General features: G+C 53.6%; 28 protein-coding genes and 1 pseudogene. 8 read left to right on the top strand and 21 right to left on the bottom strand.

Features of this window, described 5'->3' with window-relative positions:
* Positions 1 to 32: 32 nt before the first annotated feature.
* From GBC03_12890 to GBC03_12875, 4 genes are all read right to left on the bottom strand, one after another.
* Complete coding sequence (locus tag GBC03_12890) at positions 33 to 1,865, bottom strand: TRAP transporter large permease subunit (protein ID QFS71036.1); 1,833 nt, start codon at positions 1,863 to 1,865, stop codon at positions 33 to 35.
* 76 nt (positions 1,866 to 1,941) lie between these two features.
* Positions 1,942 to 2,619, bottom strand: coding sequence for a sugar phosphatase (locus GBC03_12885; protein ID QFS71035.1), 678 nt, complete (start codon positions 2,617 to 2,619; stop codon positions 1,942 to 1,944).
* Entirely contained in the window at positions 2,612 to 3,106 is a 495-nt protein-coding gene (locus GBC03_12880; protein QFS71034.1) for a YfbU family protein, read from the bottom strand. The genes GBC03_12885 and GBC03_12880 overlap by 8 nt, the downstream gene beginning before the upstream one ends.
* Positions 3,107 to 3,198: 92 nt before the next feature.
* Complete coding sequence (locus GBC03_12875; GenBank protein ID QFS71033.1) at positions 3,199 to 3,654, bottom strand: DUF412 family protein; 456 nt, start codon at positions 3,652 to 3,654, stop codon at positions 3,199 to 3,201.
* Between the two features lie 338 nt (positions 3,655 to 3,992).
* Between GBC03_12875 and GBC03_12870 the strand changes: the two genes are divergently transcribed.
* The 3 genes from GBC03_12870 (at position 3,993) to yfcC (ending at position 9,125) form a co-directional block, all read left to right on the top strand.
* Positions 3,993 to 5,195, top strand: a complete 1,203-nt coding sequence (locus GBC03_12870) for an acetate kinase (GenBank protein ID QFS71032.1) — start codon at positions 3,993 to 3,995, stop codon at positions 5,193 to 5,195.
* Between the two features lie 74 nt (positions 5,196 to 5,269).
* Positions 5,270 to 7,414: a phosphate acetyltransferase gene (locus tag GBC03_12865; GenBank protein ID QFS71031.1), complete on the top strand. Its 2,145-nt coding sequence runs from the start codon at positions 5,270 to 5,272 to the stop codon at positions 7,412 to 7,414.
* Between the two features lie 187 nt (positions 7,415 to 7,601).
* Positions 7,602 to 9,125, top strand: coding sequence for a putative basic amino acid antiporter YfcC (gene yfcC, locus GBC03_12860; GenBank protein ID QFS71030.1), 1,524 nt, complete (start codon positions 7,602 to 7,604; stop codon positions 9,123 to 9,125).
* A 102-nt stretch (positions 9,126 to 9,227) separates the two neighbouring features.
* Here yfcC and GBC03_12855 read toward each other — a convergent pair whose 3' ends face one another.
* From GBC03_12855 to GBC03_12835, 5 genes are all read right to left on the bottom strand, one after another.
* Complete coding sequence (locus GBC03_12855) at positions 9,228 to 10,181, bottom strand: transketolase family protein (GenBank protein ID QFS71029.1); 954 nt, start codon at positions 10,179 to 10,181, stop codon at positions 9,228 to 9,230.
* Complete coding sequence (locus GBC03_12850) at positions 10,174 to 11,004, bottom strand: transketolase (GenBank protein ID QFS71028.1); 831 nt, start codon at positions 11,002 to 11,004, stop codon at positions 10,174 to 10,176. Before GBC03_12850 ends, GBC03_12855 begins: the two co-directional genes overlap by 8 nt.
* Positions 11,001 to 12,392 carry a PTS ascorbate transporter subunit IIC gene (locus GBC03_12845; protein QFS71027.1) on the bottom strand — a complete coding sequence of 464 codons (1,392 nt, stop codon included), beginning with the start codon at positions 12,390 to 12,392 and terminating at the stop codon, positions 11,001 to 11,003. Before GBC03_12845 ends, GBC03_12850 begins: the two co-directional genes overlap by 4 nt.
* 71 nt (positions 12,393 to 12,463) lie before the next feature.
* Positions 12,464 to 12,736, bottom strand: coding sequence for a PTS mannitol transporter subunit IIB (locus tag GBC03_12840; protein QFS71026.1), 273 nt, complete (start codon positions 12,734 to 12,736; stop codon positions 12,464 to 12,466).
* Positions 12,737 to 12,815: 79 nt separating this feature from the next.
* A complete protein-coding gene (locus GBC03_12835; protein QFS71025.1) occupies positions 12,816 to 13,259 on the bottom strand; it encodes a PTS sugar transporter subunit IIA in 444 nt (147 codons plus the stop codon).
* A 249-nt stretch (positions 13,260 to 13,508) separates the two neighbouring features.
* Here GBC03_12835 and GBC03_12830 point away from each other — a divergent pair, with 249 nt between their 5' ends.
* Positions 13,509 to 14,528, top strand: coding sequence for a LacI family DNA-binding transcriptional regulator (locus GBC03_12830; protein QFS71024.1), 1,020 nt, complete (start codon positions 13,509 to 13,511; stop codon positions 14,526 to 14,528).
* 4 nt (positions 14,529 to 14,532) lie between these two features.
* Here the strand turns inward: GBC03_12830 and yfcD are convergent, their stop codons facing one another.
* Genes yfcD through GBC03_12815 form a run of 3 tightly spaced genes read right to left on the bottom strand, consistent with a single transcriptional unit; the run spans position 14,533 to position 16,407 of the window.
* Positions 14,533 to 15,099 (bottom strand): NUDIX hydrolase YfcD, encoded by a 567-nt coding sequence (gene yfcD, locus GBC03_12825; GenBank protein ID QFS71023.1) that lies wholly within the window; start codon positions 15,097 to 15,099, stop codon positions 14,533 to 14,535.
* Positions 15,100 to 15,155: 56 nt separating this feature from the next.
* Positions 15,156 to 15,707 carry a phosphodiesterase gene (locus tag GBC03_12820; GenBank protein ID QFS71022.1) on the bottom strand — a complete coding sequence of 184 codons (552 nt, stop codon included), beginning with the start codon at positions 15,705 to 15,707 and terminating at the stop codon, positions 15,156 to 15,158.
* 55 nt (positions 15,708 to 15,762) lie between these two features.
* Positions 15,763 to 16,407 carry a glutathione transferase gene (locus GBC03_12815; GenBank protein ID QFS71021.1) on the bottom strand — a complete coding sequence of 215 codons (645 nt, stop codon included), beginning with the start codon at positions 16,405 to 16,407 and terminating at the stop codon, positions 15,763 to 15,765.
* A 139-nt stretch (positions 16,408 to 16,546) separates the two neighbouring features.
* Here GBC03_12815 and yfcG point away from each other — a divergent pair, with 139 nt between their 5' ends.
* The 4 genes from yfcG to GBC03_12795 all read left to right on the top strand — a co-directional run bounded on the left by yfcG (position 16,547) and on the right by GBC03_12795 (position 19,113).
* On the top strand, positions 16,547 to 17,194 hold the full coding sequence (gene yfcG, locus GBC03_12810) for a GSH-dependent disulfide bond oxidoreductase (protein ID QFS71020.1): 648 nt from the start codon (positions 16,547 to 16,549) through the stop codon (positions 17,192 to 17,194).
* Positions 17,195 to 17,248: 54 nt separating this feature from the next.
* Positions 17,249 to 17,611 (top strand): dihydroneopterin triphosphate 2'-epimerase, encoded by a 363-nt coding sequence (folX, locus tag GBC03_12805; protein ID QFS71019.1) that lies wholly within the window; start codon positions 17,249 to 17,251, stop codon positions 17,609 to 17,611.
* A 20-nt stretch (positions 17,612 to 17,631) separates the two neighbouring features.
* On the top strand, positions 17,632 to 18,525 hold the full coding sequence (locus tag GBC03_12800; GenBank protein ID QFS71018.1) for a TIGR01777 family protein: 894 nt from the start codon (positions 17,632 to 17,634) through the stop codon (positions 18,523 to 18,525).
* A 69-nt stretch (positions 18,526 to 18,594) separates the two neighbouring features.
* Complete coding sequence (locus tag GBC03_12795; GenBank protein ID QFS71017.1) at positions 18,595 to 19,113, top strand: GNAT family N-acetyltransferase; 519 nt, start codon at positions 18,595 to 18,597, stop codon at positions 19,111 to 19,113.
* A gap of 102 nt (positions 19,114 to 19,215) precedes the next feature.
* On the opposite strand, the gene hisP is transcribed toward GBC03_12795, so the two are convergent.
* The 9 genes and pseudogenes from hisP to cvpA all read right to left on the bottom strand — a co-directional run bounded on the left by hisP (position 19,216) and on the right by cvpA (position 26,386).
* Entirely contained in the window at positions 19,216 to 19,989 is a 774-nt protein-coding gene (hisP, locus tag GBC03_12790) for a histidine ABC transporter ATP-binding protein HisP (protein QFS71016.1), read from the bottom strand.
* Positions 19,990 to 20,002: 13 nt separating this feature from the next.
* Entirely contained in the window at positions 20,003 to 20,710 is a 708-nt protein-coding gene (locus GBC03_12785; GenBank protein ID QFS71015.1) for an ABC transporter permease subunit, read from the bottom strand.
* Complete coding sequence (locus GBC03_12780) at positions 20,707 to 21,393, bottom strand: ABC transporter permease subunit (GenBank protein ID QFS71014.1); 687 nt, start codon at positions 21,391 to 21,393, stop codon at positions 20,707 to 20,709. Before GBC03_12780 ends, GBC03_12785 begins: the two co-directional genes overlap by 4 nt.
* Positions 21,394 to 21,460: 67 nt before the next feature.
* Positions 21,461 to 21,535, bottom strand: a pseudogene (locus GBC03_12775) (DUF3261 domain-containing protein).
* Between the two features lie 44 nt (positions 21,536 to 21,579).
* Positions 21,580 to 22,362 (bottom strand): histidine ABC transporter substrate-binding protein HisJ, encoded by a 783-nt coding sequence (hisJ, locus tag GBC03_12770; protein QFS71013.1) that lies wholly within the window; start codon positions 22,360 to 22,362, stop codon positions 21,580 to 21,582.
* A 247-nt stretch (positions 22,363 to 22,609) separates the two neighbouring features.
* Positions 22,610 to 23,392, bottom strand: a complete 783-nt coding sequence (gene argT / locus GBC03_12765) for a lysine/arginine/ornithine ABC transporter substrate-binding protein ArgT (protein ID QFS71012.1) — start codon at positions 23,390 to 23,392, stop codon at positions 22,610 to 22,612.
* A gap of 288 nt (positions 23,393 to 23,680) precedes the next feature.
* Positions 23,681 to 24,250 carry a UbiX family flavin prenyltransferase gene (locus tag GBC03_12760; protein QFS71011.1) on the bottom strand — a complete coding sequence of 190 codons (570 nt, stop codon included), beginning with the start codon at positions 24,248 to 24,250 and terminating at the stop codon, positions 23,681 to 23,683.
* A gap of 95 nt (positions 24,251 to 24,345) precedes the next feature.
* Positions 24,346 to 25,863 carry an amidophosphoribosyltransferase gene (purF, locus tag GBC03_12755; GenBank protein QFS71010.1) on the bottom strand — a complete coding sequence of 506 codons (1,518 nt, stop codon included), beginning with the start codon at positions 25,861 to 25,863 and terminating at the stop codon, positions 24,346 to 24,348.
* Between the two features lie 34 nt (positions 25,864 to 25,897).
* Positions 25,898 to 26,386 (bottom strand): colicin V production protein, encoded by a 489-nt coding sequence (gene cvpA, locus GBC03_12750; GenBank protein QFS71009.1) that lies wholly within the window; start codon positions 26,384 to 26,386, stop codon positions 25,898 to 25,900.
* Between the last annotated feature and the right edge of the window lie 11 nt (positions 26,387 to 26,397).

Raw genomic sequence — 26,397 nt, 5'->3', positions numbered from 1 at the left:
GCGTTTGCACCATCCGGCAATGCGGCACAATATTAAAACGGGAACAACATTGGGATCATCACCACGCATACCGCCATCACGATGAGGGTGAACGGAACGCCCAGCTTCAAAAAATCGCTAAAGCTGTAATTCCCCGGCCCTAACACCAGCGTGTTGACCGGTGATGAAACCGGCGTCATAAAGGCCGCTGACGCCGCCATCGCAATCACCATCGCAAATGGATAAGGGGAAACGCCCATCGATTTCGCCGCCGCCAGGGCAATCGGCGCCATTAATACCGCCGTTGCGGTATTTGAGATAAACAGGCCAATGGTCGCACACAGCACAAACAAACAACCCAACATCATGTACGGCCCATAGCCGCCGCCGACGTCCATCAACCCTTTCACCGCCAGATCCACACCGCCGGTCTTTTGCAACGCCAGCGCAAAAGGCATCATGCCGACGATCAAAATGATACTTGGCCAGTGAATCGCTTTGTACGCGCTTTCGGCGTCAATGCAGCGGAATTTCCCCATCAGCAGACAGGCAACAATTGCCGCAACGGTATTAGGAATTTCGTCGGTCAGCATCAGCGCGACCATCAGAACCAGACAGAAAATAGCGTGCGGGGCCTGGCTGTGCGCAGGTGAAGCCTCGCTCACCTCTTCCGGCAGGTTAAGCGCAACAAAATCTCGCCCCTGCTTCGCCAGCATACCGATCAGCTTCCAGTTACCGACGACCAGGATGATATCGCCCATCAGCAGCGGCTCATCGGCAAGCGAGCCCTCGATCGCCACGCCGTCGCGTTTCAGACCAACCACGTTCAGCCCGTAACGGGTACGAAAACCAATTTCCCGCACCGACTTGCCAATCAGCTCCGATTCCGGGATCAGCGAAATTTCCGCCATTCCCACATCCAGCGCCTGATCGGAGAAATATTCCCCGCGCAGCACCATCGGCTCCAGCAATTGCTCGCTACAGAATTCACGGAGATCGACATCGGCGGCAGACATATCAATCAACAATACGTCGCGGGCGCGAAACTCCGAAACCCCGTTCACATTCACAATCACCCGCCGAAAACGCCGCCAGCGTTCAACACCGATCACGTTGGCGCCATAGCGCTCGCGCAGTTTGAGATCGTCGAGGCGCTGACCGATCATCGGCGACCCCGGACGAATCGCCAGTCGACGCGCACGCCCGGTCAGGCGATATTCTTTGATCAAATCGCGGAAGGTACGACGCTTCCAGCCATCCCGTTGCTGTTGCGGATTGTCGCCTTTGAGCATAAAACGCATCAGCAGCATATAGATAATGCCCAGCACCAGCACGACCAGACCGATAGGTGTAACGCTGAAGAAACTGAAACCAGCATGGCCTTCACGCAGCAATTCACTGTTAACCACCAGGTTTGGCGGGGTGGCCACCAGCGTCATCATGCCGCTGATAAGCCCTGCGAAACTCAGTGGCATCATCAGGCGCGATGGCGAGGTTTGCATACGCATCGAGACGCTGAGTACCACGGGGATAAAGATAGCGACAACACCAGTTGAACTCATAAACGCGCCCAGTCCGGCAACGGTCAGCATCAGCAGGACCAGCATCTTAACTTCGCTACTGCCCGCCATTTTCACCAGCCAGGTGCCCATGACGGTCGCCACACCGGTACGCACCAGTCCGTCGCCGATGATAAACAGCGCGGCAATCAACACCACGTTAGGGTCGCTGAAGCCAGAAAAGGCTTCGGTAAGACTCAATGTTCCACTCAGAACAAAGGCTACGATGACCAACAGAGCTACCGCGTCCATACGCACTCTGCCCGTCGCAAACAAAATAACGGCAATCGCCAACAGCGAGAGAACCCAGATCAATTCACCGTTCACAACCTATCCTTGTCAGATGAGAAGATGGAGTGATTCTGCCATAAAAAAGCCCCGACAAATCGGGGCTAAATCATGATCAGGTATTTCTTAATACGACCACATCACCGTTCGGTTGTTTGGTCACCGAAAGCTGCTCCAGACTGGTCAGCGCGAAATCGACCTCATCCAGACGCGGCGTGTCCGCCGGGGCATTTACCGCGATAACATGGCAACCTGCAGCCAATCCCGAGAGCACACCTGCAGGAGCATCTTCCACCACCACGCATTCGTGCGGCGCTAACCCCAGCAACTGCGCCCCCAACAGGTAGGCATCCGGTTCAGGCTTACCGCGTTTGACCCGCTCAGCGGTAACGAAAACCTCCGGTGCCGGCAGATTGGCCACCTGATGACGCGCACGAGCAACCGGCATTGACCCGGAGGTCACAATCGCCCACGGAATCCCGGCCTTGTTCAGATGGTTGAGCAGTGCAACCGCACCGGGCAGCGCAGTGATGCCCGCCGTTTCTGTCGCTTCAATTCGCTCCAGACGCGTAAATTCAGCGGCGATCTCCGCCTCAGGTTTGCCCGCCATAAAGTGACGCAAAGAGGTGATCGCCTGCTTGCCATGAACAAAACTCAATACGTCGTCATGCGTCAACCCAAAACGATCGGCCCAGTTACACCATGCGCGTTCCACTGCGGGTAAAGAGTCAACCAGAGTTCCATCCAGGTCAAACAGAAAGCCTTTGCACTGCACGTTCACCTCCTCAGGCATTGATGATTTGGTTGATTTCGTTGGCGCTCAAATGGTACTGACGCGGGCAGGCATGCCATGCGCTTAACATCCGCTGATATTTTTCCCACATAGGGGTCTGGGCGTTGAAACCGTGTGTGCCGGCATCAAAATGGGTGTAACGGCCTTCCACATTCACCATAAAGCGAACGTAGCCGAGGTAGCGCGCTTCCGTTGCGGCATCAAAACCCAGGAAAGTCACCCGACGCTCATCAATACTTTGCGCATCTTTCAGATTGGCCCATGAGACGTGCAGGGCATGATACATCTCCATGATGTCGATAACCGTACGACAGGTTTCCTCTTTCAGCTCGCCAAATTCCCGATCCAGTTCGCGCATTTGCAGACCGTAACCGCGTTCAATAATCGTCTGCAGACGACGATAGCGCTCGGCGTTAGTCGGATCGAGCATAGTCATCATTTTGTATTGATTAGACAAAATAAGACGTTGAGCGTTGGTCATTTCCATTTGGGACTCCTGTATCACTCTACTACGGTGAAAAAAGTGAAAAAAAAGAAGGCATCAATATGCCTTCTTTTATATGCGTAATCCGGGGTCAATTACAAATCATCAAGGAAAGTTTTATCGAGTTGTTTGAAGGCACGCTTAAGCGTGTCAGCTAACGCCTGGTAATCCGGCTTTCCTTCAACCGGGGAGAGCGCTTGCCCTGCTTCCTGTAATTTGCCTCTGACTTCATAAAACCAGTTCAGAATAGAGGGCGGCAGTGGCGTGACGGAACGTTTTCCTAACCACCACAGCCCCTGCATCGGCAGGCTGAGCGCGAACAACGCGGTGGCGACGGCAGGCCCTAACTGGCCGCCCAGTGCTATCTGCCAGCACAGGGTAAAGATGGCGATCGGCGGCATAAAGCGGATCGCGTAACGCGTCATCCGTATCACGCGATTCTCAACAAAGACGGGTGCAAGGCGCTTTTCCATTGGCCACGTCTTTGAGTAATGTTGCCCCCGACGAAAAAGGCTAAAAAAATTTACGGAGCGATGATCCGGCGTCGACATGGCTTACCTCAACTTCACATATAAAAATTCAAATATTTGTGCAAAACAACAACTATGCGGGACAACGTTCAAAACATTTTGTCATTGATACCCACTATCGGGTATCCTGTAGCGGCCTGTAAATGGCCTGTAGTCCAAAATCATTGAGTCGTCAAATTTACATATAGTATGCCATTGGCTGAAAAATACGCAAAATGGCATAGACTCAAAGGTATTTCTTCCATCATGCCAAAAAAGACAACTGGCATGATGTTAATCATAAATGTCAGCGTCACACTGCGCTACGCTCTATGGCTCCCTGACGTTTTTTTAGCCACGTATCAATAATAGGTACTTCCATGTCGAGTAAGTTAGTACTGGTTCTGAACTGCGGTAGCTCCTCACTGAAATTTGCAATCATCGATGCAGTTAACGGTGAAGAGTACCTTTCTGGTTTAGCCGAATGTTTCCATCTCCCAGAAGCACGTATCAAATGGAAAATGGACGGCGGTAAACAAGAAGCGGCTTTAGGTGCAGGCGCCGCTCACAGTGAAGCGCTGAACTTTATCGTTAATACTATTCTGGCACAAAAACCAGAACTGTCTGCGCAGTTGACTGCAATCGGTCACCGTATCGTACACGGCGGCGAGAAGTATACCAGCTCCGTGGTTATCGATGACTCTGTTATTCAGGGCATCAAAGATTCTGCCTCTTTCGCACCGCTGCACAACCCGGCTCACCTGATCGGGATCGCAGAAGCGCTGAAATCCTTCCCGCAGTTAAAAGACAAAAACGTAGCTGTGTTTGACACCGCGTTCCATCAGACTATGCCGGAAGAGTCTTACCTCTATGCCCTGCCGTACAGCCTGTACAAAGAACACGGCGTTCGTCGTTATGGCGCGCACGGTACCAGCCACTTCTTCGTCACTCAGGAAGCGGCAAAAATGCTGAACAAACCGGTAGACGAACTGAACATCATCACTTGCCACTTGGGCAACGGTGGTTCTGTTTCGGCTATCCGCAACGGTAAATGTGTTGATACCTCTATGGGTCTGACCCCGCTGGAAGGTCTGGTAATGGGTACCCGTTCTGGTGATATCGACCCGGCAATCATTTTCCACCTGCACGACACGCTGGGCATGAGCGTTGATCAGATCAACAAAATGCTGACCAAAGAGTCTGGCCTGCTGGGTCTGACCGAAGTCACCAGCGACTGCCGTTACGTTGAAGACAACTACACCACCAAAGAAGACGCGAAACGTGCAATGGACGTTTACTGCCACCGTCTGGCGAAGTACATCGGTTCCTACACGGCGCTGATGGACGGTCGTCTGGACGCGGTTGTCTTCACCGGCGGTATTGGTGAGAACGCGGCCATGGTTCGCGAGCTGTCTCTGGGTAAACTGGGCGTGCTGGGCTTTGAAGTTGATCATGAACGTAACCTGGCTGCGCGTTTCGGCAAGTCTGGTTTCATCAACAAGGAAGGTACCCGTCCTGCGGTGGTGATCCCAACCAACGAAGAACTGGTTATCGCGCAAGACGCGTGCCGTCTGACTGCCTGATTTCACACCGCCAGCTAAGCTGGCGGTGCTGTTTTGTAACCCGCCCAACGGGCGGTAACGAAAGAGGATAAACCGTGTCCCGTATTATTATGCTGATCCCTACCGGAACCAGCGTCGGCCTGACCAGCGTCAGCCTCGGCGTCATCCGCGCTATGGAACGCAAAGGCGTTCGTCTGAGTGTCTTTAAGCCAATCGCCCAGCCACGCGCCGGTGGCGATGCGCCAGACCAGACCACCGCTATCGTTCGTGCAAACTCCTCTGTCACAGCGGCTGAACCGCTGAAGATGAGCCACGTTGAGTCTCTGCTGTCCAGCAATCAGAAAGATGTGCTGATGGAAGAGATCATCGCGAACTACCACGCGAACACCAAAGACGCAGAAGTGGTACTGGTTGAAGGCCTGGTCCCAACCCGTAAACACCAGTTTGCGCAGTCTCTGAACTACGAAATCGCTAAAACGCTGAATGCAGAAATCGTCTTCGTGATGTCTCAGGGCACCGATACGCCAGAACAGCTGAACGAGCGTATTGAACTGACTCGCAGCAGCTTCGGCGGCACAAAAAATACCAACATCACCGGCGTTATCGTTAACAAACTGAACGCCCCGGTTGATGAACAGGGTCGTACTCGCCCGGATCTGTCCGAGATTTTCGACGACTCTTCCAAAGCGCAGGTCGTGAAAGTTGATCCGGCGCAGCTCACCGCAAGCAGCCCGATGCCGGTTCTCGGCGCAGTGCCGTGGAGCTTTGATCTGATCGCTACCCGTGCTATCGACATGGCGCGTCACCTGAATGCCACCATCGTTAACGAAGGCGACATCAACACGCGTCGCGTGAAGTCTGTCACCTTCTGTGCGCGCAGCATTCCGCACATGCTGGAACACTTCCGTGCCGGTTCCCTGCTGGTCACCTCCGCTGACCGTCCGGACGTGCTGGTTGCCGCTTGTCTGGCCGCGATGAACGGCGTAGAAATCGGCGCCCTGCTGCTGACCGGTGGTTACGAAATGGACGCGCGCATCTCTAAACTGTGCGAACGCGCTTTCGCGACCGGCCTGCCGGTATTCATGGTGAACACCAATACCTGGCAGACCTCTCTGAGCCTGCAGAGCTTCAACCTGGAAGTGCCGGTTGACGATCACGCACGTATCGAGAAAGTTCAGGAGTACGTGGCGAACTACATCAACGCTGACTGGATCGAGTCTCTGACCGCGACCTCTGAGCGTAGCCGTCGTCTGTCTCCGCCAGCTTTCCGCTATCAGTTGACCGAACTGGCGCGTAAAGCCGGTAAACGTGTTGTGCTGCCGGAAGGCGACGAACCGCGTACCGTGAAAGCGGCAGCCATTTGTGCTGAACGTGGTATCGCAACCTGCGTGCTGCTGGGTAATCCGGAAGAGATCAACCGCGTTGCGGCGTCTCAGGGCGTTGAACTCGGCGCTGGCATCGAAATCGTTGATCCGGAAGTGGTCCGCGATAGCTATGTCGCACGTCTGGTTGAACTGCGTAAGAGCAAAGGCATGACCGAAACCGTTGCCCGCGAACAGCTGGAAGACAACGTGGTTCTCGGTACGCTGATGCTGGAACAAGACGAAGTTGACGGTCTGGTATCCGGTGCCGTTCACACCACGGCTAATACTATTCGTCCGCCGCTGCAGCTGATCAAAACGGCGCCGGGCAGTTCACTGGTTTCCTCCGTATTCTTCATGCTGCTGCCGGAACAGGTTTACGTTTACGGCGACTGCGCGATCAACCCGGATCCGACCGCTGAACAGCTGGCTGAGATCGCAATCCAGTCCGCCGATTCCGCAATTGCCTTTGGTATCGAACCGCGCGTCGCAATGCTCTCCTACTCCACCGGCACCTCTGGCGCGGGTAGCGACGTAGAAAAAGTGCGTGAAGCGACTCGTCTGGCGCAGGAAAAACGTCCTGACCTGATGATCGACGGTCCGCTGCAGTACGATGCCGCCGTGATGGCTGATGTCGCGAAATCCAAAGCGCCGAACTCTCCGGTTGCCGGTCGCGCTACCGTGTTCATCTTCCCGGATCTGAACACCGGTAACACCACCTACAAAGCGGTACAGCGTTCAGCCGACCTGATCTCCATCGGGCCGATGCTGCAGGGTATGCGCAAGCCGGTGAACGACCTGTCCCGTGGCGCGCTGGTTGACGATATCGTCTACACCATCGCTCTGACCGCGATTCAGTCTTCACAGCAGCAGCAGTAAACTGCCTCCCCTGGGCTCTCACGAGCCCAGTCAACATCCGGAAATTTCAACGATTTCCGGATTTTTTATTTCCGTCCTTTCAGCGTTGCAAAATCTGATTTTTTGGCTTAACTGCGCTGTATCAATGAATAACCATTCGCCTGTTTGCATACTTAGCCTCTTTGCTTTGCAACAGGGATAGTCTGTCATGTCTGCAGTAACCGAAACACAGCCAACCAGAAGAAAATGGGCCATGCCCGATACGTTGGTGATTATTTTCTTTGTCGCCATTTTAACCAGTCTTGCAACCTGGGTTGTCCCCGTCGGGATGTTTGACAGCCAGGAGGTGCAATACCAGGTCGATGGTCAGACAAAAACCCGTAAAGTGGTCGACCCGCACTCCTTTCGCATTCTGACCAACGAGGCAGGTGAAGCGCAGTATCACCCGGTGAAGTTCTTTACCACCGGTGACGAAAGTCCGGGCCTGATGAACTTCCCGTTTGAAGGGCTGACTTCTGGCTCTAAATTCGGCACCGCCGTTGGCATCATCATGTTTATGCTGGTGATTGGTGGCGCGTTTGGCATCGTCATGCGTACAGGAACGATTGATAATGGCATTCTGGCGCTGATCCGCCATACCAAAGGCAACGAGGTTCTGTTTATCCCGGTGCTGTTTATTCTCTTCTCGCTGGGCGGCGCGGTATTCGGTATGGGGGAAGAGGCGGTCGCCTTTGCGATCATCATCGCGCCGCTGATGGTGAGGCTGGGCTATGACAGTATCACCACCGTGCTGGTGACCTATATTGCAACACAAATTGGCTTTGCCAGTTCGTGGATGAATCCCTTCTGCGTGGTGGTTGCTCAGGGTATCGCCGGCGTTCCCGTCCTCTCCGGTTCCGGTCTGCGTATCGTGGTATGGGTCATTTCAACGCTGATTGGCCTGACGTTTACCCTGGCCTACGCCTCGCGGGTGAAAAAGAACCCGCTTCTGTCGCGCGTACATGAATCTGACCGTTTCTTCCGCGAGCAGCAGGATGATGTTGTCGAGCGACGCTTCACGATCGGCGACTGGCTGGTACTACTGGTTCTGACCGGCGTGATGGTATGGGTTGTCTGGGGCGTCATCGTCAACGCGTGGTTTATTCCAGAAATCGCCAGCCAGTTCTTCACCATGGGCCTGGTGATTGGCATTATCGCCGTTATTTTTCGCCTTAACGGCATGACGGTCAACATTATGGCGTCCTCTTTCACCGAAGGTGCACGCATGATGATTGCCCCTGCCCTGCTGGTAGGTTTTGCCAAAGGCATATTGCTGCTGGTAGGCAACGGCGAAGCAGGTGACGCGAGCGTGCTGAATACGCTGTTGCACAGCATTGCCAACGGCATCAGCGGGCTGGATAACGCCGTTGCCGCGTGGTTTATGCTGCTCTTCCAGGCCGTGTTCAATTTCTTTGTTACCTCGGGATCCGGTCAGGCGGCGTTGACCATGCCGCTGTTAGCGCCGCTCGGCGATCTGGTAGGTGTTAATCGTCAGGTAACCGTGCTGGCGTTCCAGTTTGGCGATGGCTTTAGCCATATCATCTATCCGACCTCAGCGTCACTGATGGCGACGTTAGGCGTCTGTCGGGTGGATTTTCGTAACTGGCTGAAAGTGGGTGCGACGCTGTTGGGACTGCTGTTTATTATGTCCAGCATGGTGGTGATTGGCGCACAGATTATGGGATACCATTGATCCAACATGCCGGATGGCGACGCTAACGCGTCTTATCCGGCCTACAATATTTCTTATCCTCGTAGGCCGGATAAGCGTTAGCGCTCATCCGGTTTCTCCTTTCTAAAGCAGTGATTTTGCCGCAGTCACAATCGCCGCCGCGGTGAGTCCATACTCTTCCTGCAAGAAGTCCTGGGTGCCGACCTGTCCATAGCGTTCCCTGACGCCAACCCGCCGCATCGGAACCGGGCAGGTTTCTACCAGCACTTCCGCTACCGCCGATCCCAGCCCGTTATGGATACTGTGATTTTCACAGGTCACAATCCGCCCCGTTTTTTCGGCATAGTTCTTCACCAGCATGCGATCGACAGGCTTGAGGGTGAACATGTCGATGACGGCCGTACTGACCCCCATCCGCTCCAGCTGTCGTGCCGCTTCCAGCGCTTCAGCCACCATAATCCCATTGGCAATCAGGGTGACATCATTGCCTTCCCGCAACACATTTCCTTTCCCCAGCGTAAAGGTCGATCCCGGGGCGTAAATACTCGGTGCCTGTTTACGGATGGTGCGCACCCAGTAGAACCCGTCGAGGTCAATCAGTTGGCGTAAGATATCGTCAAACATGACGGCATCAGTAACCTCCAGCACCACCGAATGCGCCAGCCCGCGAACGATGCCCATATCTTCGAAAGACATGTGCGTCCCGCCGTTATGACAGGCGGTCACGCCGGCATCGGAGGCGATGACTTTGACGTTACTCCGCTGATAATCGAGCGACATAAACAGTTGATCGAAACAGCGGCGACTGGCGAACGCCGTAAAGGTATGCACAAACGGCTTGCGTCCGGTCAGTGCCAGCCCTGCCGCAGTACCAATAACGTTCGCCTCCATGATGCCGCAATTAATGACATGCTGCGGATACTCGCGCGCCACGCCGTCCATCGCCATGGAGCTCATCAAATCCGCTTCCAGCGCAATGATCGGGCTTCCCGCCGCCACTTCTTTCGCGACAAAACCGGCATAAACCTTGCGCATCTCCACACTGTCTTTTTGTCCTGCGGGCGCGAGCTTAATCATGCGTAGCCTCCAGTTGGCGAAGATTATCGTTCAGCGCATGTCTGGTCTCATCCGTCAGGCGCAGGTGATGTGAGTTGGTTAATTGCTCCAGATACGGCACCCCCTGCCCTTTGACGCTGTCAAGAATCACAACGCGTGGACGTGCCTGGTTATCCAGAACCGGTTGGACCACCGCCAGCAGGCCGGGGATATCATCCCCTTTCACCGTGAACGCCTCAAAACCAAACGCACGAAATTTATCTTCAAGACAAAACGGGTGGATGATGTCATCCAGTTCGCCATCCAGTTGCTGCTTATTCCAGTCAACGAAGACCGTCAGGTTGTTCAGCCGATGGTGAGCGATAAACTGGAACGCTTCCCAGCACTGTCCTTCATTGAGCTCGCCATCACCCACAATGCAGAATACCCGGTTAGTCCGCTGCGCCAGTTTGTGCGACAGCGCCATCCCCCCGGCGATAGAAATGCCCTGCCCCAGCGATCCTGTCGTCGCATCAACGCCACGCGTCTTAAGCCTGTCCGGGTGACTGGGCAGACGCGTGCCGTTCTGGTTCAGCGTGCTCAACTCTGCGACCGGGAAGTAACCTTTCAGCGCCAGCGTGCTATACAGCGCCGGTCCGGCATGGCCTTTTGATAACACGAAATAGTCCCGCTCTGGCCAGTCCGGATCGGCAGGGTCAATGTTCATCACCTCGCCATACAAAACCGCCAGCGTTTCCACCACCGACATACAGCCGCCAAAATGGCCAAAGCCGAGATCAATAAGCGACTTCAGGGTGGCGATGCGAATCTCGCGCGCCAGTTGCGTTACCGCCTTCACACTCATGATTTGGCTCCATTATTTTCCTTAGTCTGACCCGTTACCGTCCGGTTTTTCGCGAACAGGTTCCAGGCCACCAACAGCGCAAACAACGCCACAACCAGTCCCGTGATGGCAAAAGGCGACAGATAACGCGCCAGGTTGCCGAGCACAATGCCAACGACGCCAAAATCGGCATCCGAGAAAGTGGTATTGGCAAAACCAATCGCGCCCAGCACGGGCAGGAGGAGAACCGGCAGGAAGGTGATTAACAGGCCATTGGCAAACGCGCCAATCATGGCCCCGCGACGCCCACCGGTGGCGTTACCAAACACCCCGGCCGTTGCGCCAGTGAAAAAGTGTGGGACAACGCCTGGCAGGATCAGCACCAGTTTCATCTGTCCCAACAGAAACAGCCCCACCAGCCCGCCGAGAAAACTGAACAGAAAGCCAATCAGTACCGCATTCGGGGCATAGGGATAGACCACCGGGCAGTCCAGCGCCGGTCGCGCGTTAGGCACCAGTTTTTCAGAAAAACCGGTAAACGCCGGGACGATTTCCGCCAGAATCAAACGGACACCTTGCAGAATAATGAACACCCCGGCGGCAAAGGTGATCGCCATGATGATGGCGTAAACCAGATAGTTCTGCCCGCCGCTGAAGGTACTTTCGACATATTCCCGACCGGCGCTGATCGCCATAATCAGATAGATTACCATCATGGTCAGGGAGATAGAGATTGAACTGTCGCGCAGGAAGCTCAGGTTCTTCGGTAAGTTCATCTCTTCGGTCGAACGGGAACCTTTGCCGCAGACGCTGCCGATCCAGCCTGACAGCACGTATCCCAGAGTGCCGAAGTGACCAAAGGCAATCTCATCATTTCCGGTGATCCGCCGCATATACCGCTGCGCCAGCGCGGGGAAAAAAGCCATCACCAGCCCCAGAATCAGCGAGCCCGTAAAGACGAGTCCGATCCCGTCGAATCCGGCGACGGTCAGAATAACGCCGATCATGCAGGCCATATAAAACGTATGATGCCCGGTCAGGAAGATATACTTCAGGCGCGTGAAGCGGGCGACAATAATATTCGCCACCATCCCGAACGCCATAATAAGCGCGGTTGAGGCGCCATATTTCTCGAGAGCAATAGAGACAATGGCTTCGTTATTAGGAATGATGCCCTGAATATTAAATGCGTGCTCAAACATCCCGCCTAGCGGATTTAACGATCCCACCAGCACCGTTGCGCCGCCGCCAAGAACAATAAAACCCAGAATCGTTTTAATTGTCCCTTTTATCACATCGGAAAAAGCTTTCTTTTGCGCGACCAGGCCAATTAATGCAATTAACCCCACCAGCACGGAAGGGACTTTAAGAATATCAACAACAAAATTCAGCGTTTCAAGGATAAACATATCCACCTCGCTTTATGCACATCAGCGCGCAACCGCCATCGGGCTGTTTGCATGATGGTGTGCATTTACAGTTATTGTTTGTCGAACCATTCGCGCAATTGCGCTTCCAGTTCATTGATATCGATAATATTATTAATCACCACCAGTTGAGTTTCCGGTACGCTGGCACTGGCGGCAATATCTTTTGCCATCACAAACAGATCGGCAGCTCCAGGCGTGGCGGAGGAGAGATCGGAATGTTCAACATCTGCCTGAATATTAAGTTTCTTGAGCACTTTTTTAATATTCATTTCGACCATAAAACTGCTGCCCAGGCCAGAACCACAAATTGCCAGAATTTTCATTGTTATCCCCTTTTTTAAGTAGAGTACGTCCGCATCACGCTTTCGCGTCATGTTTTAGAAGATGCCAATATGACTTACATCAGAAACGTGAAATGATTTTTTTAATTTCCTCCAGGGTTGTTGCCTGATGTAATCGCACCAGATCCTCGTCGCTTGAAAATAATTCAGCCAGTGCGGATATCATGGCAATATGGCTATGTTTATCCGGCGCCGCGAGCATGATAATAATGTCGACAGGATCAAATTCGCCTGCGCCAAATGAAACACCGTGCTCCAGTTTTAACAATGAGAGCCCTAATGCTGTTGCGCCTTCTTCCGGTCTGGCATGCGGCATTGCCAGACCCGGTGCCAGGACGTAGTAAGGTCCCAGTTGATGATGCTGCGCGACGATGGCGGTAAGGTACTCCGGTGTAATAATCCCGGCAGCAAGCAAAGGTCTGGCACACCACGCAAGAGCCTGCTGCCAGTCCTCAACGCTCTCGCGCAGCATGATGGTTGACTCCGTTAACCATTTATTCAGCACGTCCCCTCCTCATTTCTTGCTCAATGTGAGCAAACTTTATTCAACCCATGAAACCTTATCTGCGATCATTCTCACAAAGATAGCGCTATCATGGGATATCGTTCAGATATGTGATAGCGCTATCAAAATACAATTGCCGGGTAAAATCACAGCAATGAAAGTCATTAAAGGCGTATACTTGCCCTGCATACGAAGCAAAAAATGACGATAAAAAGCGGCTCAACCGATTGTAATTGCGCAGGAATGTGTATGTCTCTGACCCGAAAACGACGTAGTACAGGCAAGGTGACCATTGCGGATGTCGCTCACCTTGCCGGTGTCGGCACCATGACCGTCTCTCGTGCACTGCGCACGCCTGAACAGGTTTCCGATAAACTCCGGGAAAAAATAGACGCTGCAGTGCATGAACTGGGCTACATGCCCAATCTGGCTGCAAGTGCGCTGGCGTCTGCGTCATCACGAACCATTGCGATGGTAGTGCCAAATCTTTCAGAGGCTGGCTGCTCGGAAATGTTCGCTGGATTGCAGGAAGTCCTGCAGCCCGCCGGATACCAGATCATGCTGGCAGAGTCCCGTCATCGCCTGGAACAGGAAGAAACGCTGCTTGAGACGCTGCTGGCCTCCAATATTGCCGCCGCCATTTTGCTCAGCGTCGAGCACAGCGACACCGTGCGGAACTGGCTGAAAAACGCCAGGATCCCGGTCATGGAGATGGGCGCGATTCGTAGCGATCCCATTGATATGAACATTGGTATTGATAACGTCGCAGCAATGTTTGAACTCACCGAAATGTTGATTCAACGCGGCTATCAAAACATTGGACTGCTCTGCGCCAATCAGGAACAGTGGATTTTTCAGCAGCACTTGCAAGGCTGGTATAAGGCGATGCTGCGCCACCACATGTCGCCGAATCGAGTGATTAACGCGGCGCTCCCCCCCAACTTTTCCACCGGCGCTTCGCAGTTGCCCGAATTTATTCTCGCCTGGCCCGAACTCGACGCGCTGGTTTGCGTGTCGGATGAACTGGCCTGTGGCGTACTGTATGAGTGTCAGCGACGACGCATCAAAGTGCCTGACGATCTGGCGGTAGTCGGATTTGGCGATAGTGATGTGAGCAGGGTTTGCCAGCCGCCGTTAACCACGATGGCTGTGCCCCATCGCAAGATTGGTATTGAGGCTGGACGCGCGTTACTGGCACGGTTTGAGGATGGCAACTGGCGCGATCAAAAACCGATCGCCTCCAGTTTGTGCGTAAGGGACAGTTGCTGAGCGGTTACTCCGCCTCTTCCTGCTTCTCCTGTTGCGACTCTGACCTGGCCGCTTCGTTTTTGGCGTTACGGGTCATCCATAGCGCCAGCGCTTTCAGAGAGTCGGGCGTGAACTCATCGCAGCGAGCGGTAATTTCTTCTGGCGTCAGCCAGCACACTTCGCTGACCTCTTCTTCCTGTAAGGCGAACGGGCCGTGCGACACACAACTGAACAACGCCCCCCAGACGCGACAGTTCTTATCTTCAAAGTAGAACTGACCGTGTTCGGCAAATGGCACGCCGGCAATGCCTAACTCTTCTTCCGCTTCACGACGGGCAGAATCCAGCAGTTGTTCGTCGGCCTGCACAACACCACCGGCAGTGGCATCTAACATTCCAGGTAAAAAGTCTTTTGTCTCGGTACGACGCTGCACCAGTATTTTGCCCATCCCGTCGTGTACGACAATATAGGTCGCACGATGACGCAGGCCCTGCGCTCGCATCTGTTCCCGGCTGGATTGTGCAATGACTTCGTTGTCTTCATTCACAATATCCACCCATTCCGTACTTGCCAAACGACGCTGTTCCACCATCAGGAAACCTTCTTTTTCTGGCGCTCTTACGGCGCATTTACATATGTGGGGGTAAATTACGAATTAATCGCAACCTGTGCAATGATACTTTGATCATTGAGTGCGATAACGCTTAAAACATTATCGTCCAGCAGGCCATAACTTGCCTGAAAGCCCCCCTTAGGAATGCTTACTGAACCCGGGTTGAAGTGATAAATATCGCCTTTTTTTTCTGCCACCGGCAGATGCGTATGCCCATACACCAGGACATCGCTGGCGCGTAAAGCGGGCAGGCTATCCGGCCCAAAGAGATGGCCGTGAGTCAGAAACAGCCGCTGATTATCCAACAGCACCTGCTGCCAGGGCGCGGTCATTGGAAACTTCAGCAGCATTTGATCCACTTCGCTATCACAGTTTCCCCGTACCGCAATAATCTGCGCCGCCTGTTCGTTCAGTCGCTCAGCCACCTGAGCGGGCGCGTAGCCTTCGGGTAAGGCATTTCGCGGCCCGTGGTTGAGTACATCTCCCAGTATCACCAGCCACTGTGCGCCACTCTGGGAAAACAACGTCAGCACGCGTTCTGTGGCAGGCAAGGACCCGTGAATGTCGGATGCAAACATCAGTTTCATCACATACTCCGTGTCATCAAAAACCACATTATGATACTGGATTGTAGACGCTTTATCAGCCTGAACGCTTCGCGGAAAGCGCAATATAACGCTGGACAGATGCGCGTTGCCACTGAAATGCTGCATATTCCGCCAGTCGTTCAGGGACCTCATCGCCATTGAGGACCAGACGGTTGAGCATCAGGGCTAAATCGGTATCGGCCAGACACCATTCTCCGAAAAGATTTGGCATGTCGTGTGCCAGCAGATTCCCCGCCGTGGCGAACAGTTTTTCCGCGCTGACTTTCCCCGCGTCGCTCAGCGGCCCTTTTTTTACCCCTCCGAAAACGACATCCGTCGGACGCTCTTCTCGAATGGGCATTAAATCACTGCGCAACCATGCCTGAATCTGCCTCGCGCGCGCGCGCTTTTGCAGGTCGTGGGGATAGATTCGTTCCCAGGTGGGTGGCGCAAAACTGTCTTCCAGATATTCAGCTATCGCGGAGGACTCGCTCAGCTCAAAGCCATCGATTTCCAGCAACGGCACACGGCGAGTCAATGCAAAACCCTGCCAGCCAGGTTGTAGATGTTCGCCGCTGTTCAGGTCAACGGTTTTCAGGCTAAACGGCAGCCCCTTTTCCTGCAACGCAACATAGGCAGATAGCACGTAGGGAGAGAAAAAATTCGCGTCTGACCACAGCGTGATGTTGGGTTTACTCATAGCATCCTCGTCGTTATTAGGCTTTTCTCACAACATAGAGGGTCTTTCGCTTGCTGTCACCTGATGAAAACTCACACAGCGCAACAGGCTTTCTATACTTGTGGTTGTCTAATTCCACTCAATGCTTTCTGGAGCTGAAATGATCGACCTCTATTATGCCCCGACACCCAATGGGCACAAGATTACGATCTTCCTTGAAGAGGCTGCACTGGACTACCGACTCATTAAGGTGGATATCAGTAAGGGAAATCAGTTTCGCCCTGATTTCCTGGCCATTTCACCCAACAATAAAATCCCCACCATCGTCGATCATGCCCCGATCGATGGCGGCACACCGCTCAGCCTGTTTGAGTCCGGCGCCATTTTGATCTATCTGGCGGAAAAGAGCGGCCTGTTGCTTAGCGGCGAATTGCGCGAGCGCCATACCACATTGCAATGGCTATTCTGGCAGGTGGGCGGACTGGGACCGATGCTCGGTCAGAATCACCATTTCAACCATTTCGCCCCGCAGGCCATCCCCTACGCCATCGAACGCTATCAGGTGGAGACACAGCGGCTGTATAACGTCCTCAATAAACGGCTGGAAACGTCGCCGTGGCTGGGCGGTGAACATTACAGCATCGCCGACATTGCCTGCTGGCCGTGGGTGAACGCCTGGCAGCGTCAGCGCGTCGACCTTGACATGTTTCCCGCTGTGAAGAATTGGTTTGACCGCATTCGCAGTCGACCCGCCACGGAACGCGCGATGATGCGGGCGCACCAGGATCCTGCGAGTGCAAAAGAATAACATGGCCGGGTTCTCGTGTATCATGCGAGAGTTCATACATGGAGGAGACCTGCAATGTCACATCATGACGCTATTATTCGTATAAAAAACCTTCGTTTACGCACTTTCATCGGTATCAAAGAGGAAGAGATCAATAACCGACAGGACATTGTCATCAACGTTGCGATTCACTATCCGGCAGACAAAGCCCGCGTCAGCGAAGACATCAATGATGCGCTGAACTACCGCACGATCACCAAAAATATCATCCTGCACGTTGAGAACAACCGCTTCTCATTGTTAGAAAAATTAACCCAGGATGTGCTCGATATCGCACGCGAACACCACTGGGTCACTTATGCTGAAGTGGAAGTCGACAAACTACACGCGTTGCGTTATGCCGATTCTGTCTCCATGACGTTGAGCTGGCAGCGCTAACCGCTTTCACGGGAGGCTGCATGAAGATACTGGTAACTGGAGGGACTGGCCTTATCGGAGGACACCTGGTCCCGCGCCTGCAGGAACTGGGCCATCAGGTGACGGTACTGACCCGCCGCCCCGATGACGCCCGCAAAAAACTTAATGATCGGGTCACCCTGTGGAACTCGCTGGACGATAAGCACAATCTCGACGACATCGATGCGGTGATTAACCTGGCCGGTGAACCCATTGCTGACAAGCGCTGGACGACAGAGCAAAAAGATCGCCTGTGCCAGAGCCGCTGGCGCATCACCCAGAAACTGGCGGACCTCATTAACGCCAGTGAAACGCCGCCGTCGGTCCTGATTTCAGGTTCTGCCGCCGGTTATTACGGTGATCTGGGTGAAGTGGTTGTCACCGAGGAAGAGCCGCCGCATAACGAATTCACCCATAAGCTTTGCGCGCGCTGGGAGCAAATTGCCTGTGAGGCGCAAAGCGACAGAACGCGCGTGTGCCTGCTGCGTACCGGCGTGGTGCTGGCGCCAAAAGGCGGGATCCTCGCCAAAATGATACCGCCCTTTCGCCTGGGCCTCGGTGGCCCAATCGGCAGCGGTCGCCAGTATCTGGCCTGGATCCACATTGATGACATGGTCAATGCGATCCTCTGGCTGCTGGATAACGATCTGCGTGGGCCGTTCAACATGGTCTCACCCTACCCGGTACGCAATGAACAGTTTGCTCATGCGCTAGGACATGCCCTGCAGCGACCTGCGATTCTTCGCGTACCGGCCACGGTGATTCGCCTGCTGATGGGCGAGTCGTCCGTTCTGGTGCTGGGTGGGCAGCGCGCCCTGCCAAAACGACTGGAAGCCGCCGGATTTCCCTTCCGTTGGTACGATCTTGAAGAAGCGCTGGCGGATGTTGTTCGTTAACGTCTTCCCTGTTCACCCTCGCTATTCCGGTGGTAAGGTAGTCTCACTGGCTCCCGGAATGGCGATTTTATGGCACGACTCACCACTGAACGACTGACGCTTTCCCCGTTTCAACCCACAGACTGGCCCTTTTTCCTCGCGCTTCGTGAAAATCCGGACGTCATGCGTTTTATGGGCAACCTCTGCCCCGAACGCGAAACACGCTTATTGTTTGCACGTCGCCTTACCTCAAAACACACCTTCGTGATCCGCCAGCATCACGATGCCACACCGCTGGGCGACATTGGCTTACAGGTTAGCCATCATTTTCCGCAAGAAGCGGATATCGGTTATTGCGTCATCCCCGCAGCCCAGGGACGCGGTATCGCCAGCGAGGCCGTTCGCGCCGTCTGCAACTATGCCTTTTGCGATGCCGGTGTGAAAGCCATCAACGCCTGGGTGCTCGCCGAGAATCGGGGTTCAGTTCGTCTGCTGGAAAAGCTCGGATTTGTGCGTACGCAGGTACTGGAGAAAGCGTTTGAGGTCAACGGTATCCACTATGATGACTGGGGATACCGTCTGGAGGCAGAGGCGTTTGTTGATCTGTAGGCCGGATAAGGCGTTTACGCCCCCATCCGGCATTGAATGTTAGCCTGAGGCGCTGCGCTTATCAGGACTATTAGCTGAAAACACCACGCCAACAGAGAAATGTTACTTCAGCGATCCTTTCAGGAACTGTTGCAGACGTGGACTTTGCGGATTGCCAAAGAGTTGCTCCGGATTGCCCTCTTCTTCGATTTTCCCCTGATGCAGGAAAATAACGTGGCTGGAGACATGGCGGGCAAAGCCCATTTCGTGCGTCACCACCACCATCGTTTTTCCCTCTTCTGCCAGTTGCTGCATGATACGCAGCACTTCGCCCACCAGTTCAGGATCCAGCGCCGAGGTCGGTTCGTCAAAGAGCAACACCTCCGGCTCCATCGCCAACGCGCGCGCAATCGACACACGCTGCTGCTGACCGCCGGAAAGATGCACCGGATATTTCCCCTGGGCGCGCTCATCAATACCAACTTTCGCCAGATATTTGATCGCCCGCTCGCGGGACTCCTGTTTGCTCAGGCCCAGTACCTGAATCGGCGCTTCCATGACGTTTTCCAGCACCGTCATGTGGCTCCACAGGTTAAAGTGCTGAAACACCATTGTCAGGCGCGTACGCAGTAAACGAAGCTGATTTTTATCCGCCACTTTTAGCTGACCGTCCTTGTCACGCACCAGGTTAATATTCTGGCCATTGACCACAATCGACCCTTCACTCGGTTTTTCGAGGAAGTTTATGCAGCGCAAAAACGTACTTTTTCCCGAGCCAGAAGAACCAATAATACTGATCACATCCCCGGCGTTGGCCTGCAGCGAAACCCCTTTCAGCACTTCGTGTTCGCCGTAGCGTTTGTGCAAATCGATAACGTTTAATTTATTCTCAGACATCGTGTTACTCGAATTATTTAGAGGAAACATGCTGCAACCAGCGCCTTTCCGCGCGGCGGAAGAGGCTTATCAGGACATACGATATGATTAAGTACAGCACGGCGGCAATACCGAAGGCGGTAAAGGGCTGATAGGTCGCCGAGTTTATATCACGGGCGATTTTCAGTAGATCCGGAACCGTCGCGGTGAAGGCCAGCGCCGTGGAGTGCAACATCAAAATGACCTCGTTGCTGTACGCGGGCAACGCGATACGCAGCGCCGAAGGCAGAATAATGCAACGATACATTTTAAACGAGGAGAAGCCATACGCGCGCGCTGCTTCAATTTCACCGTGTGGAACCGAACGGATCGCCCCAGCGAAAATCTCCGTGGTATACGCGCAGGTGTTCAGCGTCAGCGCCAGAACGGTACAGTTCAGACCGCTGCGAAAGAAGGCGTTAAGAAAATCCGTGCCTTTGACAATCTCCAGCGTGTACATCCCTGAATAGAACACCAGTAGCTGAACGTACAGTGGCGTCCCGCGGAAAATATAGGTGAATAGCCAAATGGGAAACTGGATGAATTTGTTACTGGAAACGCGGCCAATCGCCAGAATTACTGCCAGAATGCCGCCCATCACCACGGAGGAGATCAGCAGCCACAGCGTTATCGCCACGCCCGTAAAGCGGTAGCCGTCCGTCCACAACAGGGATTTCCAGTACTCCTGAATAATCTCGATCACAGGTCAGCCCTCTTCACACCGACGGAGTAGCGGCGCTCAAGGAACAGCAGCACACCATTAGAAACCGTAGTAAATACCAGATAAATAAGTCCGCAGACGATGGCGAAATAGAAGGGCTCCCAGGTGCTCTTCCCGGCCAACTGCGTGGCTTTTACCACATCTTCCAGACCGAGCAGCGAGACCAGCGCCGTCGCTTTGAGGATCACCTGCCAGTTGTTCCCAATCCCCGGCAGCGCATAACGCATCATCGCCGGGAACATAATGCGGCGAAAAATTTGGGAAGAGGTGAAACCGAAGGCCGTTGCCGCTTCAATATGCCCTTTGGGGACCGCCATAAAGGCGCCACGGAAGGTTTCCGTAAAATACGCACCGTAGATGAAGCCGAGCGTAATAATACCCGCGACCATCGGGTCGATATCAATCTGACCGATGCCTATCGCATCGGTTAACGCGTTGAGTGCTATCTGCAAGCCATAAAAAATCAGCAGCATCAGCACCAGATCCGGCACCCCGCGAATGAGGGTGGTATAACCTTCGAAAATAAGCCCCGTCACCCGGTTTTGCGAGAGTTTGGCCCCCGCTCCGACGAGGCCGATCAGAACGGCCAGCACCACGGAACTGAGAGCCAGTTCCAGCGTGACAATTGCGCCCTGTAAAATAACACCTGAAAACCCGTACAACATGCTGCCTGTCCTGTCGTGAGTGGCGAGTTAGAAGCCTCTTTTGACGTGATGACACACTTCATTGATGCCGGATGGCGCTACGCTTATCCGGCCTACAAGAACATCGTCGTAGGCCGGATAAGGCGAAGCCGTCATCTGGCATAAAGTCTGTCAAACATCTTCGGGCTTTATCTGCACCTGCGGTGATTAACCGCCGTAAACATCAAAATCAAAGTACTTCTTCGCCAGCTTCTCGTAAGTTCCGTCAGCGCGCATTTCTGCAAACGCTTTGTTCAGGGCTTCACGCAATTCGTTATCCTCTTTGCGCAGACCCATACCGGTCCCTACACCAAACAGTTTCTCGTCTTTCACAGACGGGCCGCCGAATTTGTAATCTTTGCCAACGGGTTGTTTCAGGAAGCCTTCGCTCGCGGCGACTTCATCCTGGAATGCGGCATCAATACGTCCGGCAGTCAGGTCGGAGTAAATATTGTCCTGGCCCTGATACGACACGATCTCAATGCCTTTTGGCGCCCAGTGTTCGTTACCAAACGTCTCCTGGGTGGTGCCCTGCAGCACACCGACACGCTTGCCTTTCAGCGACTCAACGGTCGGCTGAATGTCAGACGCATTGGCCACCACCAGACGCGAGTCGGCTGCATAAAGTTTGTCGGTGAAGGCGATTTCCTGCTGACGTTTTTCAGTAATCGAAAGCGAGGACATGATAGCGTCGATTTTCTTCGCTTTTAACGAAGGGATCAGCGCATCCAGCGGGTTCTCAACGAAGGTACATTGTGTATTAATACGTTTGCACAGCTCTTTCGCCAGATCGATATCAAAACCGACTAATTCACCCTTGGCATTCTTTGACTCAAACGGGGCATAGGTCGGATCGGTACCGATACGAACTTTTTGCGGAATAGCGGCAAATGCTGCGGTAGCACTGGAGAAAGCCAGGACCAGAGAAAGAGATAACACCAGTTTTTTCATAACTATCCTCAACAGACTGTCTTTTATAGGGGATGTTTACAGGACCAGGTGCAGTTATCGTGCCACTAATCGGGTCGACAAGGCAAAACATTCTACCCTGTCGCCCGGTTTATTTTGCATGAAAAGCGCTTAAATATGCACTTCCACCCTGTTCACCCGCACTAATTGCACCATAACGGTGCAATTCACCTGTCACGCACCGTAATGGTTAACCCGACCGGTGCAATCCGTTCCCCATATTGAGGTTTCAGTCACCGTAGACGTTAAAGTCAAAGTATTTTTTCGCCATCTTGTCGTAAGTGCCATCCTGACGCAGATCGGCAAGTGCCTTATCGAAGGCGGCCTTCAGTTCAGCATCATCTTTACGTAAACCGACGCCCGTACCGTCGCCGAAGTACTTTTTATCCTTCACGGAAGGACCGGCAAAAGCATAGTCTTTGCCCGCAGGCTGTTTGAGGAAACCTTCGCTGGCGGCAACTTCGTCCTGCAGTGCCGCATCAAGACGGCCCGCAGTCAGGTCGGAATAAATCAGATCCTGGTTTGCATAGGCCACCACATCCACGCCCTTGCTGCGCCAGATATCATTGGCATACGCTTCCTGAGTTGAGCCTTGTAACACGCCAACGTGCTTACCTTTCAGCGCGTCAAGCGTCGGCTGAATCGGTGAGCCTTTCGCCGCAATCAACCGCGAGTCCGCCGCGTACAGCTTGTCAGAGAACGCGATTTCCTGCTGACGCTTATCGGTAATCGAGAGCGAAGAGATAATGGCATCAATTTTCTTCGCTTTGAGTGATGGGATCAGCGCATCAAAATCACTGGCGACCCAGGTACATTTGACCTGCATACGCTTACACATCTCATTGCCCAGATCGATATCAAAGCCGATGAAGTCGCCTTTGGCATCTTTCGAAGAGAACGGGGCGTAGGTTGTGTCTGTGCCAATGCGCACCGTTTGCGGCAGCGCCGCATAGCTGGATGCAGTAGCAGAAAGACCAATCAGCAATGACAGAGCGAGAATTGACTTCTTCATACATAACCCTCAAGTGGAATGACTTTATTATGTTTTACGTTGTGTTGTGTGTTTGCAGGCTTTTTCATGCAGGTCTTATGCCATTTTCGCGCCGCCCGGGATATTCGACGTTAAATATGTTAATAAAACGTTGCAATATTGTCCTGATGTTGAAGATAGCAGGTCTGACGGATGAACCGCAGCGTTTCGAATGGATTTAGCGAATTAAATGTTGAGGATATGATCGCGGTTACAAAATTGCCCTGAAACAGGGCAACTGATGCAAAAAGGCACGCTGACAGCGCAATGTTATGCCCCCTGCCAGCGGGTAAAAAGGTCCTGCGGCAGGGCGATATCAAACTGATCGAGAACGCGATTAACCGTTTGATTTATCACATCATCCAGCGTCACAGGACGATGATAAAACGCCGGAACCGGCGGCATAATCACCGCACCAATTTCCGCCGCCTGAGTCATTAAGCGCAGATGCCCAAGATGGAGCGGCGTTTCCCGAACGCACAGCACCAGCGGACGGCGCTCTTTCAACACCACGTCTGCCGCACGGGTCAACAGGCCGTCGGTATAGCTGTGCACAATACCGGAAAGGGTTTTGATGGAGCATGGCAGAATCACCATGCCGGCAGTCGAAAATGAGCCTGAGGAAATGCTGGCGGCAATGTCGCGCGCATCGTGCGTCACGTTGGCAAGCGCCTGGACATCGCGCAGCGATAAATCGGTCTCCAGCGACAGCGTCTGGCGGGCGGCCTGGCTCATGATGAGATGCGTTTCAACGTCCGGTACATCGCGTAAAACCTGCAACAGCCGCACGCCGTAAATGGCGCCGCTGGCACCGCTGATCCCTACTATGAGTCGTTTCATGATATATCGCCCTGTCTGACTTCTGGGCTGACTTTGCAGGATTTTATGGGGAGTTGCAAGTCAGGGGGCGGGATTCGCCCCCTGGCAGGTCAGGATTACCCTTCGTTGTGCATCTCGAGGTTTTCGACTTCGTTCTGCAACTGGACCGCTTTGGCATCGTCATTACGCAGGGAATCGAGGAAATCGAGATATTGCTGATCGACATCCTTCGTGACGTAGACGCCGTTAAACACGGAACATTCAAACTGCTGAATATCCGGGTTCTCGGCACGCACGGCGTCGATCAGATCGTCAAGATCCTGGAAGATAAGACCGTCTGCGCCAATTATCTGTCGAATCTCATCCACTTCACGACCATGCGCAATCAGTTCATTTGCGGTAGGCATGTCGATACCGTACACGTTCGGGAAGCGAATCTCCGGTGCGGCAGAGGCCAGATAGACCTTTTTCGCCCCGGCTTCACGCGCCATCTCAATAATCTGTTCTGAGGTGGTGCCGCGCACAATGGAGTCATCCACCAGCAGGACATTTTTATCACGGAACTCAGCGCGGTTAGCGTTCAGTTTGCGACGTACGGACTTACGACGCAGCTGTTGTCCCGGCATGATAAAGGTACGGCCGACATAGCGGTTTTTCACAAACCCCTGGCGGTACGGCTTACCGAGAATACGCGCAATTTCCAGCGCGATGTCGCAGGAGGTTTCCGGAATCGGAATGACCACGTCGATATCCAGATCTTCCCATTCGCGGGCAATTTTTTCGCCAAGTTTGGTCCCCATATTCACACGGGCACTGTAGACGGAAATCTTGTCGATGAAGGAATCCGGACGCGCGAAGTAAACATACTCAAACAGGCACGGGTTGCTGACCGGGTTTTCAGCACACTGACGGGTGAACAATTGCCCTTTCTCAGTGATATAGACCGCTTCGCCCGACGCAACGTCACGCAGAAACTCAAAGCCCAGCGTATCCAGCGCAACGCTCTCAGACGCCACCATATACTCAGTGCGGCCGTCACCGATATCACGTTTACCCAACACCAGCGGACGAATACCGTTCGGGTCGCGGAAGGCGACCATACCGTGACCAATAATCATCGCCACGCAGGCATACGCGCCGCGGATCTGGCGGTTGGTCGCGGCAATTGCCGCAAAAATGTTGTCTGCTTCCAGCGGATAGTGGCGGAACTTATCCAGTTCGCTGGCGAAGATATTGAGCAGGATCTCAGAATCTGAGGTGGTATTGATATGGCGGCGCTTCTCTTCAAACAGCTTTTTACGCAGTTCGTGGGCATTAGTCAGGTTGCCATTGTGGGCAAGCGTGATGCCATACGGGGAGTTGACGTAGAAAGGTTGAGCTTCAGAGGCGCTGGAGCTACCAGCCGTTGGGTAACGCACATGACCGATGCCCATATTGCCCTGCATACGCTGCATGTGACGCGCTTCGAATACATCGCTCACCAGGCCGTTTGCCTTACGCAAACGGAAGCAGTTATTTGCATCGATGGTGATAATGCCAGCGGCATCCTGACCACGATGCTGGAGCACTGTTAAGGCGTCATAAATCGACTGGTTAACCGGCATAACACCGGCGATACCGACAATACCGCACATACGTCTTTTTCCTCGTTAAGCTACAACCCAACGCTTATGCTCTGGGCAAGAAACTTGACGAGCTTTGCAGATAGTCAAAGAACCATCTGATGATGAAACTGAACTCCGGGATCAGCTGTGACTTACTCCAGTCTTCACCTTTCGACAGGCCCGTAAAGGTGTCGAGAAAGAACAGAATGGCAGCAACAATCAACACACCACGCAGCGCGCCGAAACAGACCCCCAGAACCCGGTCGGTACCTGACAGACCGGTTTTCTCAACCAGTTGCCCTACCACGTAGTTCACAATGGCGCCGACGATAAGTGTCGCGATAAACAGCACCGCGATGGCAATCCCGTTTCGAACCAGTTCGTCTTCAAAGCCCGAAAACCAGACAGACAGGTAAGTGTAGTAATGGCTGGCGACAAAGAAAGCACAACCCCATGTCACCAACGATAACGCTTCACGAACAAAGCCACGGATCAGGCTAACCAGACAGGAAAAACCAATCACCGCAATAATGGCGTAATCAATCCAGACCATATGTGTCCCAC

The sequence above is a fragment of the Citrobacter telavivensis genome, assembly GCA_009363175.1.
Classification (GTDB): domain Bacteria; phylum Pseudomonadota; class Gammaproteobacteria; order Enterobacterales; family Enterobacteriaceae; genus Citrobacter_A; species Citrobacter_A telavivensis.
The sequence above is the reverse complement of the archived record's forward strand: the minus strand, read 5'-3'. Positions and strand labels throughout refer to the sequence as shown.